General features: G+C 42.9%; 11 protein-coding genes. 5 read left to right on the top strand and 6 right to left on the bottom strand.

The annotated features are described in order from the left end of the window. Positions 1 to 61: 61 nt before the first annotated feature. The 3 genes from ABXS85_RS11405 to ABXS85_RS11395 form a co-directional block, all read right to left on the bottom strand. Entirely contained in the window at positions 62 to 1,654 is a 1,593-nt protein-coding gene (locus ABXS85_RS11405) for an ABC transporter substrate-binding protein (protein ID WP_353666657.1), read from the bottom strand. A gap of 476 nt (positions 1,655 to 2,130) precedes the next feature. Continuing rightward, positions 2,131 to 2,994 (bottom strand): NAD(P)-dependent oxidoreductase, encoded by an 864-nt coding sequence (locus tag ABXS85_RS11400; protein WP_353666656.1) that lies wholly within the window; start codon positions 2,992 to 2,994, stop codon positions 2,131 to 2,133. Between the two features lie 399 nt (positions 2,995 to 3,393). Further along, positions 3,394 to 4,014, bottom strand: coding sequence for an SGNH/GDSL hydrolase family protein (locus ABXS85_RS11395; RefSeq protein WP_353666655.1), 621 nt, complete (start codon positions 4,012 to 4,014; stop codon positions 3,394 to 3,396). A 135-nt stretch (positions 4,015 to 4,149) separates the two neighbouring features. Between ABXS85_RS11395 and ABXS85_RS11390 the strand changes: the two genes are divergently transcribed. Further along, entirely contained in the window at positions 4,150 to 5,586 is a 1,437-nt protein-coding gene (locus ABXS85_RS11390) for a coniferyl aldehyde dehydrogenase (protein ID WP_353666654.1), read from the top strand. A gap of 74 nt (positions 5,587 to 5,660) precedes the next feature. Here the strand turns inward: ABXS85_RS11390 and ABXS85_RS11385 are convergent, their stop codons facing one another. Next, positions 5,661 to 7,646: a methyl-accepting chemotaxis protein gene (locus ABXS85_RS11385; protein ID WP_353666653.1), complete on the bottom strand. Its 1,986-nt coding sequence runs from the start codon at positions 7,644 to 7,646 to the stop codon at positions 5,661 to 5,663. Positions 7,647 to 7,865: 219 nt separating this feature from the next. Here ABXS85_RS11385 and ABXS85_RS11380 point away from each other — a divergent pair, with 219 nt between their 5' ends. Continuing rightward, positions 7,866 to 9,020: an aldose 1-epimerase family protein gene (locus tag ABXS85_RS11380; protein WP_353666652.1), complete on the top strand. Its 1,155-nt coding sequence runs from the start codon at positions 7,866 to 7,868 to the stop codon at positions 9,018 to 9,020. On the opposite strand, the gene ABXS85_RS11375 is transcribed toward ABXS85_RS11380, so the two are convergent. Then, on the bottom strand, positions 8,995 to 9,435 hold the full coding sequence (locus ABXS85_RS11375; protein ID WP_353666651.1) for a gamma-glutamylcyclotransferase family protein: 441 nt from the start codon (positions 9,433 to 9,435) through the stop codon (positions 8,995 to 8,997). The genes ABXS85_RS11380 and ABXS85_RS11375 overlap by 26 nt on opposite strands. Before the next feature lie 159 nt (positions 9,436 to 9,594). After that, the gene (locus ABXS85_RS11370) at positions 9,595 to 10,647 is read right to left on the bottom strand and encodes a methylated-DNA--[protein]-cysteine S-methyltransferase (protein WP_353666650.1); all 1,053 of its coding nucleotides are present in this window, start codon (positions 10,645 to 10,647) and stop codon (positions 9,595 to 9,597) included. A 146-nt stretch (positions 10,648 to 10,793) separates the two neighbouring features. Here ABXS85_RS11370 and ABXS85_RS11365 point away from each other — a divergent pair, with 146 nt between their 5' ends. The 3 genes from ABXS85_RS11365 (at position 10,794) to ABXS85_RS11355 (ending at position 14,524) form a co-directional block, all read left to right on the top strand. Continuing rightward, complete coding sequence (locus tag ABXS85_RS11365) at positions 10,794 to 11,552, top strand: sulfite exporter TauE/SafE family protein (RefSeq protein ID WP_353669772.1); 759 nt, start codon at positions 10,794 to 10,796, stop codon at positions 11,550 to 11,552. A gap of 155 nt (positions 11,553 to 11,707) precedes the next feature. Next, on the top strand, positions 11,708 to 13,189 hold the full coding sequence (locus tag ABXS85_RS11360) for a PbsX family transcriptional regulator (RefSeq protein WP_353666649.1): 1,482 nt from the start codon (positions 11,708 to 11,710) through the stop codon (positions 13,187 to 13,189). A 300-nt stretch (positions 13,190 to 13,489) separates the two neighbouring features. Continuing rightward, on the top strand, positions 13,490 to 14,524 hold the full coding sequence (locus tag ABXS85_RS11355) for a GGDEF domain-containing protein (protein WP_353666648.1): 1,035 nt from the start codon (positions 13,490 to 13,492) through the stop codon (positions 14,522 to 14,524). Positions 14,525 to 14,537: the final 13 nt, after the last annotated feature.

Below are 14,537 nucleotides of genomic sequence, written 5' to 3'. Positions count from 1 at the left end.
CAATAAAATACCTGCTTGCGTCCCAGCAAGCAGGTAGGGTTTGTGTCCAAATTAGGACAACTTATTTACTTACATTGTAGAAGTAGTGACCACCGAGAGGGTCTATCTTGTAGCCTTTTACTTCTTTACGGATGGGCTCATACACAACTGAGTGGGCTACTGTTATCCAAGGCGCTTCACGTTTGAATACCACTTGAGCTTGCTCATAGTCCTTAGTACGTTCAGCTTTGTCTGAAGTACGTTTCGCAGCCAACAACAAGTCGTTGAATTCTTTGTTACACCATTGGGCACGGTTTGAGCCGCCTACACCGTCACAACCTAATAAAACGTAAAGGAAGTTGTCTGGGTCGCCATTATCCCCAGTCCATCCTAGTAATAGGGTTTCGTGCTCACCTTTCTTAGAACGGTTTAAATATTCACCCCATTCGTAAGAAACGATTTCCGCTTTCACGCCTACTTTTGACCAGTCTTCTTGAATAATCTCCGCCATACGACGTGCATTTGGGTTGTATGGGCGTTGTACTGGCATGGCCCAGATATTGGTTGAGAAACCATCTGGATAGCCTGCTTCTGCTAATAGCTGTTTGGCTTTTACTGGGTCGTAAGGGTAATCCACTACGTTGTTATTGTAAGACCACATAGTGGGTGGGATTGGGTTCTTCGCCACTTTACCTGCACCTTGGAAGACTGCATCAATGATAGCGCTCTTGTCGGTTGCTAGGTTCAATGCCTGACGAACTTTTACATTATCAAATGGCTTTTTCTTCGTGTTGAAAGCCAAATAACCTACGTTTAAGCCTTCCTGACTCATCAGGTTAATGTTTGGATCTTGGTTCATTTGCTCCAAATCTGCAGGATTTGGGTAAGGCATCACATCACATTCGCCAGCTTTTAACTTAGCGTAACGTACGGAAGCGTCTGGCGTGATAGCGAAAACAAGACGATCAATTTTGGCCTTGCCTTTCCAGTAGTCTTGAAAGGCTGTGTAACGAATCAAAGAGTCTTTTTGATATTGTACTTTTTGGAATGGACCCGTGCCGACAGGATCAATATCCAGTTGTTCAGGCGTCCCTTTTTCCATCAGATAATCTGCCTGTTCTTTAGAAAAGATAGAGGCAAAGTCCATGGCTAGGTTGGCAATAAAAGGGGCTTCAGGTTGGTTTAGTATAAACTTCACTGTGTAGTCGTCGACCTTCACTATGTCTTTAATTAGGTCGCCCATGCCCATGCCGTTGAAGTACTCATAAGAACCATTAGAAACGGTGTGATATGGGTTGTTTTTGTTCCATTGGCGGTCAAAGGTGAAGACAACATCGTCCGCGTTGAAGTCGCGAGTCGGCTTGAAAGATTTAGACGAATGGAATTTAACGCCTTTACGCAAATAGAAAGTGTACTCCAAACCGTCAGCAGACACATCGTAACTTGTGGCTAAGCCTGGCTCCGTTTCTGTGGTGCCCAGTTTGAATTCCATCAAGCGGTTAAACATGTTTTTAGAACTGGCATCAAACGTGGTACCAGAAGTGTAAAAAGCTGGATTAAAACCTTCAGGACTGCCTTCTGAGCAGTAAACTAAAGTGGTTGCTGCTTGAGCAGTTGCACTAATTGCGCCTGCTGTCATCAGCGCGAGCGTTAGTTTTGCTAGCCCTTTTTTCATTTGAACTCTCCATTAACATAATTATATTCGTGACCTGCACGTGGGAAGTCGAATTAAGGTATTCGTTACTTTTGTGATTGCGGAGGGAGAAGACCCTTTCATAAGAAAACAAACCCCATCCAAACTCCAAGTTTGAATGGGGTTGTTCTGTCTCATCCATGAGCCCCCTTTGCGCCATCTGACGTATCCAATGAGTAGACAGCCATAACAGCGTCATTGAAGAGTACTTAAGACTAACTAAATGACCAATCGAAATAACGATATGACCTATACGCGTAATGAATACAAATTCTCTATATGATTATAAGTTATTGAATTAGTTAAAATTTATAGGGGTGGTTATGATCAGGGAAGTGGCAAAAAAAGTGCAAGTATGTTGGCTGAGAAGTTGAAAGTGGATAAAAAAACCATAAGAAATAAGCTTTGGATACGGCCAACAAATCACTCTTAGAAAGACTTTGCTGGCCGTTCGAGGATTATTTTTCCATTGCCTTAATCAAAACGGAGGTATCTTGGCGACCACGACCAGCCTTTATTAGCTGCTGATATTTTTCATCGACTTGCTGAGTCAGTGGTAAGCTCAGGCCCATTTTTTCCGCTTGTGCGAGGCATAAGCTTAAGTCTTTATGCATCCACTCAATGGCAAAACCAAAATCAAATTGGTCTTTGGCCATAGTTTCACCGCGATTTTCTAATTGCCACGATCCTGCGGCACCGTATTTCAATGTATCGACCAATTTGGTGATGTCCAAGTTGGCTTGTTGAGCAAAGCGAATGCCTTCTGATAAGCCTGATAAAACACCGCCAATTAATATTTGATTGACCATTTTGGTGATCTGTCCTTGCCCTACTGCGCCCATTAAGCTGGTGGCTTGCGCATAGCAATCTAACACTGGCTTAGCTTTGGCCAGTAAGTCTTCGTTACCACCTAGCATGATGGTTAAGACGCCCTTTTCTGCACCTGCTTGTCCTCCAGAGACGGGAGCATCCATAAAATCAAAGCCTTTATCTTGAGCGGCTTTATGTAATTCCTTGGCAACTTCTGCTGATGCTGTCGTGTGATCGATAAAAAGCGTTCCTTGACGTGCCTTTGCAAAAGCACCATGTGGGCCTAAATAAACTGACCTAAGATCATCATCATTGCCCACACAGGTGAATACTATGTCTGATTCCGCCGCTGCTTTGGCTGGTGTTTTTTCATACTGGCCCGCATAGGTTTCGCACCACTTACGTGCTTTCTCTGTAGAACGGTTATAAACCACCACGGAATGTCCTGCTTGGCTAAGATGACCTGCCATTGGATAACCCATGGTGCCGAGTCCGATAAAGCTTACTTTCATATTTTGGCGTTCCTAAGTGATTTGAATGAATGATTATATTAAGGCTTAGGTTAGAAAATGTGAGACACACTTGACAACAAATTCTGTCATACAGTGATGATTGAATGTTAGTGAGAGATAAAAAACTACCCACCTGCCACTCACAACCACCTGTGGATAACTTTGTGAACTAAATTGGTGCGCGGGACGGGAAAGTTTTGATTGAAATGATCTTTTTAATTACAGACAGAGTTTTAGACAGATTTACTTTAGGTAATTGAAAGGAGTAAGTTGATATTTTAGATCTTGAAAGTGAGCCATGAGCAGTGAGTAAGTTGAGTCAGTATCTAAACTGACTCAAGGGGATGACATTTCTCAGTAGAGAAAAAACAAAAAGATAATAAAAACATTGATTTAGTATTATAGATGTACTGCTAATAGTTGATAAACAGCGTCTGCTAATTGCTCATTTGCTTTGGTGTCAAGATGAACCCCATCAACCTCACTGGGTTGTAATATCCCTGCGGAATTTAAAAAGAGGCAGTGGTTTTGAGTGGTGATATCTTGATAATGTTGATGAAAGTATTGCGATTTTTCTGTTGCACCATTAAAGCTTTCTGCCATAGCTCCGGTTGGGGATAAAATATTAGGTGGTGCAATGATGAGCAATTGTGGATTGGCAAACCCTTGTCCATTGGGCATTTTGGACTTTTCAATCAGCTTTTCAACACCTTTGGCCGCTTCGAACGCGCCCACATTAAAATGTCGCTTCAAATCATTTGTACCTAGCATAATGATCAGCCAATCTACCGGGCCAAAGGTTTCCAATGCGGCTTGTAAATAGGTTAATCCATTACGCCCTTCTAAAAAGGGATCGTTCCAAATTGTCGTCCGGCCGGGTAAACCGAAATTAATGACGTGATGCTCAGAACCAAGAAGTTTATTTAAAATATTTGGCCATCTTAAATGAGGCGGGAAACGTCCACCGCTGGGTACACTTCCCCATGTGAGAGAATCACCATAACAAAGTATTGTTGCCATAATGTGCTCCTTGCTTCTATGCTTGATGTTCTAAAGTGTAGTCAAGCCAAGCCAAATAATAAAAAAATCACGAAAAAATCTTTCGTCGACAGATAATGAATAAAATAATAATAAATACTAAAAGAGGCAAACTTAGTGAGCAGTGCATCTTCCGCCAAACAAAATTCCTCCAAGCCAGACATGCAAGTTAGTTTTGAGCGCTTAAAAGAGTTAAGTCGACAGTCGCCTTATCCGTCTGAAACCTTACGTCGTCAATTATTGGAAAATTTAAAACGCAGTATTCGAGATTTTGAATTGCCTTTGTTAGCGGCGTTGCAGCAAGATTTTGGCTCTAGATCGCCAGCGGAATCGCGATTGATTGAGTTGGTGCCATTGTTTGGCGAAATCAAGCATGCGTTGAAGCATCTGTCAAAATGGATGCGACCAAGTAGGCGTTCCGTTCACATCACGAGTTTGCCTGCACGGGCTAAGGTGGTGTATCAACCGAAAGGTCTGGTTGGTGTGATTTCTCCTTGGAATTATCCGGTATTCTTGTCTTTGGGGCCTATTGTAGGCGCCATCGCCGCTGGTAACAGAGTAATGTTGAAGGTATCGGAATTCTGTCCAGCGACGAATGAGGTGCTCACCAAAATCTTAACATCCGCATTTGATAATGACTGGGTACAAGTGATAGAAGGGGAAGCTGAAGTAGCCAATAAATTTAGTCAGCTTGCCTTTGATCATTTGCTTTTCACTGGTTCAACCAATGTGGGGCGCATGGTGATGAAAAATGCTGCCGAAAATTTAACCCCAGTGACACTAGAACTGGGCGGGAAATCGCCGTTGTTAATGACGCCTTCCGCTGACATTGAAGATGCTGCTAACAAGCTGGTGTTTGCTAAATTGTTAAACGCTGGTCAAACCTGTGTTGCTCCAGACTATGTGTTGTGTCATGAAGCGCAAAAGGAAAAATTAATTGAACAAATTAAATTGGCAGTAAAACGATTATACCCTCAAGGCATTGCTAGCCCGGATTACACTAGCATCATCAACGAGCGACAGCTTGCACGTCTTCAAGGCTATTTAGAACAAGCGAAAAAAGCAGGTGCTGACTGTGAGAATGTTATGCCGCAGGGACCTGAAACACTTGACGGCAAGTTAGCCATGCATGTTTTACATCAGATGGAAGATGACCTTGAGGTGATGCAAGACGAAATTTTCGGTCCAATTTTACCCATTAAAACCTACCTTAAATTGTCTGAAGCATACCAATTTATAAAGCAAAGACCGCGTCCGTTAGCCATGTACTTGTTTACACAAAATACCGCCGATGACACTGTTTGTGAGCAGCAAGTTGTCAGTGGTGGTTTGGTTATTAATCATGCCTTAATTCATGTGGCGCAACCAGATTTGCCATTTGGTGGCATAGGGGATTCGGGCTTAGGGGCTTATCATGCAGAGGAAGGTTTTCGTACTTTTTCTCATCAAAAAGCGGTATTAAGAAAATCAGGGTGGAATGGATTGGTGTTAATTACGCCACCTTATAAGGGAAAAATTCACCAATTAATAGAGCGATTTTGGCCCTATTTTTAAAGGTGAACATACCTTAAACAATGCGCCACTGATTGTGAAACCAATGGCGCTAATGTTTAAGATATTTGTAGGTTTTACCTCAGGGCATTCAAGCGTTGGGCTATGGCGTCAATCTCCTGGCTCATGTTGCTAAGTTGGTTGGAGTCGCTGGCATTACTACCGGTTAACTCTTGTAAGCGAGCCACAAACATACTCAATTCTTGCGATACTTTCTGCTGTTCACTGGCCGCTACAGAGATTTGGGTTGCTTGATCTGTAATTTGTGAGAAAGCCGTTACTACGCCTTGCAAATGTGTTGCGGTTGATTCGGCGGTGGAGACTGCTCTTTCTGTTTCACTGTATCCAAGCTGCATGGAATCGACCGATTCTTTTGAAGCTATTTGCAGACGATTAAGCACTTGTTCAATTTCCACTGCTGAGCTTTCACTTTTCGCAGCAAGATTACGTACTTCATCAGCAACCACGGCAAAGCCTCGTCCTGTCTCTCCTGCTCGTGCGGCTTCTATGGCAGCGTTTAACGCCAGCAAATTAGTTTGTTCAGCAATGTCCCTGATAACACTTAACATGCCATTGGCTTGACGACTGTCTTCATCTAATTTGAGAATGCTGGTTTGCGCGTTAGTCATGGCAGACATTAAGCTACGCATAGTGGAAATGACGGTATCCATTTCTTGTCCGCTACTGAGGATGTCCTTATGAATTCGTTCCACTGTTTCCTTTGTTTCGTTAGCGTACATGGCCACATCGTGAGAGGTTGCCCCCAGCTCTTCGGTTGCGGCGGCAAGGGTGGTGTTTTCATCACTGAGACTGTTGGCTTTTGCAAGGAAGTTATTGCTGAATTCATTTAGGCTGCCAGCGTCATCTACTAACTTAGCAGACTCGTTATGAATTTGGCTTAGCAACTGTTTGAGCTTGTCACCATAGGCATTGACTGCAAGACGCAACTCTCCTAATTCATTCAGTTTGCCAACGGCAAGAGCCTGGCTACTGCCGCCGTCTGTTAACTCTTGAATTTGATCGCGAGTTTGAGTGATTTTATTAAGTAAGCTGCGGAAGAAACCTGCGGCAATAAGGCCAACAACGATTAATAATGCGCCAATAGTGAGCATTAGAAACAGGCCCATACTTTGTGCTATTTCGGTCATACGATCTTTAGGTACTACCAAACCAATGGTCCAACCTGTTTCTGGATGACGCATAAGGTTTACATAAGCCGGACCACCTAAAAAATCATCATGATCCAAAGATATGATGGTATTTTCGTCTTTTGCTTCAATCAAAACAGGCTTAAGCCATGGAAGCTTTTCTCCAAGTTCTTGGCTGGTTAGCATGCTGCCATCGGATTTGACGAGATTCACTTTGTCTTTAGGGAAGCTGATTATTTGACCTATATGGTCAATAGCAAACACGTACCCCTGATTGTCTTCACCATATCCCTCAAGTGACTCAGTAACACCGTCTAACATCATGTCAACTGTTGAAACCCCAGTGAAGTTATTGTTTTCCTTCATCGGAATGGTACAAGTAACCATGGGAATTTGAGTGATTGGATCTATGTAGGCTTCCGACCAGGCGCATAGGTTTACTGGCGTTGTTTTACCAACGGTATACCAGCTTTCATTGTGGTAGCCATTACCAGCTGGGTCGTTGTAATCATCCAAATAAGACATCTGAGCACCGTCTCTGCCCCAGAAAAAGCTCCTTCGTTCAACGCCTTGGGTAAATGATGAGGGCTCTGGCCAGATTCCCCCTCCAGCTATGCTAGTGTCATTATGGTTGTTGATGATGCTTGGGAAAAGTTTTTTAAACAAAGCTTCTTCTTTGGGAAGTTTTGAACCTGCTAACGCAAGTGTGCTGGTGAGTAATTGAATTTTTTCTAGTTTGGCGTCTAAAAGGTCACTGAGAGCGGCTTGATTGGCTGAAATTTGTTTTTGTCTTTCGGCTGTTAAGTCAGGCTTAACTTTTATTTCGATGACCAGATAAATGCTGGCAAGAGCGAGCAATAAAATGGTCAATAAGCCGAGATAAATTTGTTGACGAATTTTAAGCGGTGATTTCATAACAACCATCATCCTCAAGCTGCGTGGAAAGAAAATCATAACAAAAAGTAAGCTGACTGCTTACTTTTTAATCATCGTTAAATGTTTGTTATTGTAAAAAGCACTTGTTGAATCTTCGTGCAACCATAATGCCATTAAGCCAATATGGCATGTAATATTTCGTAGCTATTTATTCTTAGCATAGGCTAGCATAGGGCAAAATTTGTCTGGAGAAGTGCGATGTTTCAACTGGTTTTACTCAGTCAACAACAGCAAATAGACCTAGCGAATTTGACTTTAACCGCAGAGTTAATGGGGTTACCTAAAGAGGTTCCGGTAAAGGTCGAACAAAGCTGTTTGGTGGGCGGTAAACAAGCAGGCTCTCGTATCATTTGTCTTACCGTAGGCAAAACCAAAGTACGTGTTGTGCCTACGCGAGGTATGGCAATACTGGATGCCGTTCGGGATGAGGTTCGTTTTGGCTGGGACTCTCCAGTGAAAGAAGTGGTGCACCCTAGCTTCATTAACCAAGAAGCATCGGGTGGTTTAGGCTGGTTGGATGGCTTTAACGAAATGCTGGTGCGTTGTGGTTATCAATGGGCTGGGCATCCAGGGCAGGATGGCGATGAATTTCTAACTTTGCATGGCCGTATTCAAAACACGCCTGCAGACGACGTGATATTAGAAGTAGAGCAAGAGCCACCTTATCGAGTAACGCTACGCGGTAGAGTGGATGAAAAGCGCTTTAAATTTACCAATTTTGAATTACACACTGAATTGTCTCTGACACCTGAAGAGGCTTTCATAGAAATTAAAGATACCTTGATCAATAAAGGCAGTTATGGACGTGAGTATCAGGCTATTTACCACAATAATTTTGCCCAACCTATTCTACAAGAAGGTGCGCGTTTGTATGTGCCTGTGGCGGAATTATCCCCTTTCAATGATTATGCCGCTAAAGGGCTAGAAGATTGGGCGAATATGCCTGCTCCTACGCCAGACTTTGATGAAATGGTCTTTAATGTACGGCCTCTAAGCGATGACATGGGCATGTCTCATGCGTTATTGCATAACGCATCAGGAGACAAAGGCATAGAGGTAAGTTATCAAACCGACAGTCTGCCAGTATTAACCATTTGGAAAAACACCGATACTCTAGAGCAAGGCTATGTGGTTGGTATTGAGCCGGGAACCAGTTTTGCTTATAACCGCGTTCACCAGCGCCCCCTTGGTTTGGTGCCAACCATAGGGGCTGGTGAGAGTAAGCAGTTCGTGGTGCGTTTTGGTCTTTTTACGGAATCGTCTCAAGTGAACGATAGCAAACAGCGCATTGCGTCATTACAAGCCAAGGTTCAAGCTTTGGTGCTAACTAAGCCCATTGTGCAGCTAGACTAGCTTCGGGATCCAATGGAGTTTGTTCTTTTAGGAAGCGTGTCCAGTCGCCCGCTTCCATGTAAGGCGCATTCTCCAGAGGTTGGTTGTAAATATAAATCCAACCTTTGCCATAAGGGCTGAAGATGCGCTTGCGTATGTGTTTTGAACTTGGTAATGCACTTTTATCGAATTCTAATAGCTTGTCGAGTTCAGACAAGAGAGGATCGCTTACCTGATACCATTCCACACGGATACGACCACTTTCATCCAGTGTAGGAACTATGGCAGGAAAATCACCTAGATTATACATGCGAAACCCTGTCAGCCAACCTAACCCTATGGGTTTACAATTAGCGATTAGGTTGTGATGAGATAAACCTTCACGAAGGTTTCCATATACGGCAATTATGTGGGTAGACAAGGTGTTGGTTGACATAGTCGAATTCCATTTTTGCTGTAAAAGCCCAAAACATGGCTCTTATAACGGGGTAATTCAAGACAAGTTGTCAGTATTTTCTGAATCATTACCTTGTGATGACATGTCCTTGCAAGGGGGCGCCACTATCCTTGCAGTCGGATACAAATGGTAACCTCATTAAGCGTGTTTTTGTTCGTGTTCCAGTAGCCATTTTTTGCGTTCTAAACCACCCGCATAACCGACCAAACTGCCATCTTTACCAATCACCCTATGGCAAGGAATAACAATGGCAATGCGATTCATACCATTGGCTCGGGCGACAGCACGAACGGCTTTGGGATTGTCTAGCTTGATGGCTTGTTGTTGATAACTTGCTGTCTGCGCAAAAGGAATGTTCTGTAAGACTTGCCAAACACGGTTTTGGAAATCGGTTCCTGGGGTATGCAGTGGCACATCAAAGGTTTTGCGTGTGCCATCAAAGTATTCTTGTAATTCGACTTTGAGCTGTTTGATATGATCATTTTCACCATTGATGATGGTAGATTTCAAGCGCCTTTGCAGGTCTTCAAATTCGGTTTCCAGCATGCGCCGATCGACAAATTCCAACAGGCAAATACCGGTTTCGGTTGCGCAAACAAACATAGGGCCAATTGGGGTGGTAAGTCGATCAATTAGAATCACGGATTGCTCCCGTATTAATGAAGGGGATTGCCCCAAGAGTTTTTTGTAAGTGTAACCAAAACCGCTTAATGAGTCATAGCCAGAATCGAATGCAGCATGTGTGGTGCTTTTACCGCCTTTTAGCTCATGATAGGCGAAATTAATTCGATACATGCGCTGGAAGGCCTGAAATGTCATACCATAATGTTGATTAAACCAGCGACGAACAAAAATAGGACGTATGCCCGCTTCACGCAATTCTTGATCGGTTATTTTAGCCTTGGTGCAGTCTCGTACTAAGTCCATGGCGGCTTGAACTTCTAATGGTGCTTGATTGGCGTTTTCGGTAGGGCGGCACACCTTGCAGGGGCGAAAGCCTGCGTCCATAGCATCTTTGAAACTGGTGTAAAAATTCACGTTCTCACGTTTTGGTTTGCGTGCACGACAGGTGGAGATACAAAATATCGCCGTGGTTTTTACACCCACAAAAAAGCAGCCCACATACTTACTGTCGCGATTAATTAAGGCTTGATAGTACTCGTCTGCTTGTTTCTCGTCTGTGATCAACATAATGGCCTTTTTCCTTCAATGACTGATTGCAGAGTATTTTTTCTCGTTGAACCTCACAACCGAAAATTGAACAAGTATTTTTAGATATTCTTCAATGAAGCCCTTATGATAGCCGACCATCGCAACATAATAAGGATAACCACATGATGGAATACAGCTTTTTTACTCTATCGCTATTGGTGGGTACAGGTTTCATAGCGGGCATCATAAATACCTTAGCAGGCGGAGGATCCAATTTAACCTTGCCTGCCTTAATGGTCATGGGCATGCCTGCTGACATAGCCAATGCCACCAATCGGGTCGGCGTGTTTTTACAGAATGTGGCTGCCATAGCTGGCTTTCGCAAAGCCAAAAAGCTGGATAATAGTGATATTTTGCCTGTTGTGATGCCTTCTTTACTGGGCGGTATTATCGGTGCATTTATCGCCAGTTACGCTCCAGTAAGTTGGCTTAAGCCTATGTTGCTCAGCGCCATGATTGGTATGACCCTATTAATGATTATTCGTCCTGCCTTGGTGGCACCACCAGAAGGGACAGTGCCTTTCAAAGTGTCAGACAAACCCAGTGCTTGGCTGGCGTTGTTTGTGGCTGGAATTTACGGAGGCTTTGTTCAAGCTGGTGTGGGCTTTATTTTGATTGCCGCATTAGCTGGCACCTTACGCTATGATCTGGTGCGTACTAATGCATTAAAAATGGTCTGTACCTTTGGCTTTACCCTATTGGCTCTAATGGTATTTATTTGGAACGATCAAATTCTTTGGATGCCTGGTTTAATTTTAGCCATAGGTACCATGCTAGGGTCACATTTAGCGGTAAAAATGGCTGTTAAAGCCAACCCAAATCATCTCAAGTGGTTTCTCTTTGTGATGACGGTTTGTGGCAGTCTAGCTGCATTAATTAGTTAAATAAAATTATTTTTCTTTTAAAATAAAACAATGTTTCTTTTTGTTTTCTTTCTGCTAGTCTTAATCTCTGGCAAGGGCATATTTGTGCTCTTGTCACGCTGAATAATAACAATAAGACAACAAGGCCTGAGGGCTTTGTGTAGCTGGAGAAAATCATGAATAGAAATCTTATGGTCGCATCGTGTCTCGCGATGGGCTTAATAGCTGGATGTTCAAGCCTAGGTGTAGAGTCTTCACATAACAGCATTAGTCGGCAAGCCATGCCAGCTGATTACGGCTGGGCTAGCGCAGAAGGCCCTTTATTAGGTGGTTCACAAGCTAGTGAACAGCATATCTATACGGTAACCAATCGCAAAGAGTTTGTTGTGGCATTAGAGCAATCCGGTAACTTACCAAGCATTATCCAAATTCGTGGCACCATTAATCTCTCTTCTGATGATTCTGGACGAGAGCTCAAGGAGGAAGATTATCGTGTTGCACCCTATCAGTTTGACTTGTATAAAGCAGCTTATGCACCAAGCGTATGGAACATCAAACCCTTGATCAAAGGACGTCCAAACCGCAAATTATCTGGCCCGCAAGAAGAAGCCAGACAAGCTTCAGCGGACCGACAAAAAGCACAAATTGTAGTGAACATACCTTCTAATACCAGTTTGATTGGACTGGGAGACGATGCAAAAATTATCAAAGGCATGCTTTATCTTGGCGCTGGTGTAGAAAATGTCATCATCCGTAATATTCATTTCGAAGACGCGTTTGACTACTTCCCAAGTTGGGATCCGGGCGACAGTTTCAAAATAGACACCAGTTACCCCGGCTGTCAGGCGAAATATGTGAATGCCAATTTAGGGCCTCAAAAATGCCGTGGTGGTCGTTGGAACGCCGAGTATGATTTGATCTCGATAAATGGGGCAAAACGCATCTGGATTGATCATTGTAGCTTCTCTGACGGCGATCGACCTGATTATTTTTTCCCAGCTGTTTATCCATTTCCTCAAAATGAAATCACTCAGAAAGTGCAGCATCATGATGGCCTGATCGACATCATTAATCAGGCAGATTTGATAACTATATCAAGCAGTTACTTTCATGATCATGATAAAGCCATGTTGATCGGTAACAGTGATAAAAAGACGCAAGATGAAGGTCATTTACGAGTGACACTACATGGTAATTACTTCAAAAATGTGGGTCAGCGTATGCCAAGAGTGCGTTACGGACAAGTACACAGTTACAACAATTATTTTGTGGGAGACGCCTCTGGAGATGGTCAGGGGGCTAACAATTATGAGCGTCATGTGGATTCCCTAAAGGATAAACCTAAGCATAATATTTTGCGCCAAGCATTGGGAGCAGGGAAACACTCTGCCATTTACTCTGAAGCGAATGTTTTTGAGATTGCGAATGGTACGCCCGCTAATGCCATTGGTCATATGAAAGGCGATGTGGCGTTTGACCGAGGGTCTATGTTTAACGGTCAGATGATTGACATCATTGCGGAAGCCAATAAAGTCAGCGGCAAGATTTTATCAAAAGACGTGGGTTGGCAGCCGTATCTTTATGGCCCTGCCCCCCTGTTACCCGTTAGTGAGGTCATTGATTACGTCAAAGCCAACGCGGGAGCGGGTAAGCTTTAGCGTTACCTTAATCTGACATATCGGAACTTACTTTATGCTATGCCGATGTCTTTATCATTAAAGACGTCGGCATATTTTGTTAAATAAGAGGGTTGATCTTGACTCATGCAACGGCTTTGTTAATGAGTTTTTATTATCAGCTAAAATCATTAGTTACATAAAACTTATATATTTTTCTAATAAGTTCGTTTACTCTCTTGAGTAAACGATCTTGTAGATATGTTTTCTGCTCCAATGCAAAAAAATAAGCGCGCTACCTTTATGTAGGATTGCTGGTTTTTATTAAATGAGGTTTGCTGAGTGGTATCAATATTAGAAAAATGGTTTGGGGCGGAGCGTACGCATCCTGATTTTCGCTTTCGTAGCTTTTTATTTATCTCTTTGTTATGTATTTCAGGAAGTTTTGCCTTTTTCACCTATTACAATCTGGTGATCGATTTCTTTCCGCCAATGTTAATAGCTAACTTTGTTTCGCTTCTTTTTGGTATTCTAGGTGGCTATTTTCTCATTGTAAAAAAACGCTCTCAAGTCGCTGCGACCATTCTTCAGCTGGTTGTCTCTCTTGATACTTTCATTCTCATCTTGATCAATGGCAATGAAGAGTTTGCTCTAATTTTTGCCTTTCTTACTCCTGTCATGGGAATCTTTCTATTGGGTTATCGATATGGGTCGATATTGAGTATCGTGTATTTTGTTGGCTTATTTTATTTCTGCTTAACGCAAATGGACTCTTGGCGGCCGGAGCCATTTCTGCCTATCAGCTTGATTCATTTTTCATTTATTTATGTTTTCTTGTTCATGGTGTCTTATTTTTACGACACAAGCCGACGAAAAGCCTATCAAATGATGGAAGAGTCGAATCGACAGTTACAAGAATTAGCTACTACTGACGTGTTAACCAAACTAAGAAATCGACGCTTTATGGAAGATAGGCTACTGAGTGTTGATGGCAAACATTATATCGCCATGCTGGATGTAGATGATTTTAAAAAAATTAATGACCAATGTGGCCATGATCTAGGTGATAAGGTTTTGGTTAAGCTCGCTAAGCTATTAGCGGATCAAGTTGGATCGAATGATGTAGTGGGTCGCTGGGGTGGCGAGGAATTCATTATAGTGTTTGAAGAAACAGACATATCTAAACTACAAATTAGGTTGAAGCGATTAAACCATAGTATTGCCAATACTGACTTTGGTATTCAGCGCAAGGTAACCATCAGTATCGGTGTTGCAGTACATTTTGCTAGTCAACACCGAGAATGTTTGCGTTCAGCTGATCAGGCGCTTTACGACGCAAAAGCCAGCGGCAAGAATTGTTATTGTCTCGCTCACTAGCTTGGTATACGTA

The organism is Marinomonas sp. THO17, assembly GCF_040436405.1.
In the GTDB taxonomy this organism is placed as follows: Bacteria; Pseudomonadota; Gammaproteobacteria; order Pseudomonadales; family Marinomonadaceae; genus Marinomonas.
The sequence above is the reverse complement of the archived record's forward strand: the minus strand, read 5'-3'. Positions and strand labels throughout refer to the sequence as shown.

Bases quoted from the DNA above. Each gene is read 5' to 3' on its own strand.
- ABXS85_RS11405 (WP_353666657.1), bottom strand. From the start codon at position 1,654: ATGAAAAAAGGGCTAGCAAAACTAACGCTCGCGCTGATGACAGCAGGC.
- ABXS85_RS11400 (WP_353666656.1), bottom strand. From the start codon at position 2,994: ATGAAAGTAAGCTTTATCGGACTCGGCACCATGGGTTATCCAATGGCA.
- ABXS85_RS11395 (WP_353666655.1), bottom strand. From the start codon at position 4,014: ATGGCAACAATACTTTGTTATGGTGATTCTCTCACATGGGGAAGTGTA.
- ABXS85_RS11385 (WP_353666653.1), bottom strand. From the start codon at position 7,646: ATGAAATCACCGCTTAAAATTCGTCAACAAATTTATCTCGGCTTATTG.
- ABXS85_RS11380 (WP_353666652.1), top strand. From the start codon at position 7,866: ATGTTTCAACTGGTTTTACTCAGTCAACAACAGCAAATAGACCTAGCG.
- ABXS85_RS11375 (WP_353666651.1), bottom strand. From the start codon at position 9,435: ATGTCAACCAACACCTTGTCTACCCACATAATTGCCGTATATGGAAAC.
- ABXS85_RS11370 (WP_353666650.1), bottom strand. From the start codon at position 10,647: ATGTTGATCACAGACGAGAAACAAGCAGACGAGTACTATCAAGCCTTA.
- ABXS85_RS11365 (WP_353669772.1), top strand. From the start codon at position 10,794: ATGGAATACAGCTTTTTTACTCTATCGCTATTGGTGGGTACAGGTTTC.
- ABXS85_RS11360 (WP_353666649.1), top strand. From the start codon at position 11,708: ATGAATAGAAATCTTATGGTCGCATCGTGTCTCGCGATGGGCTTAATA.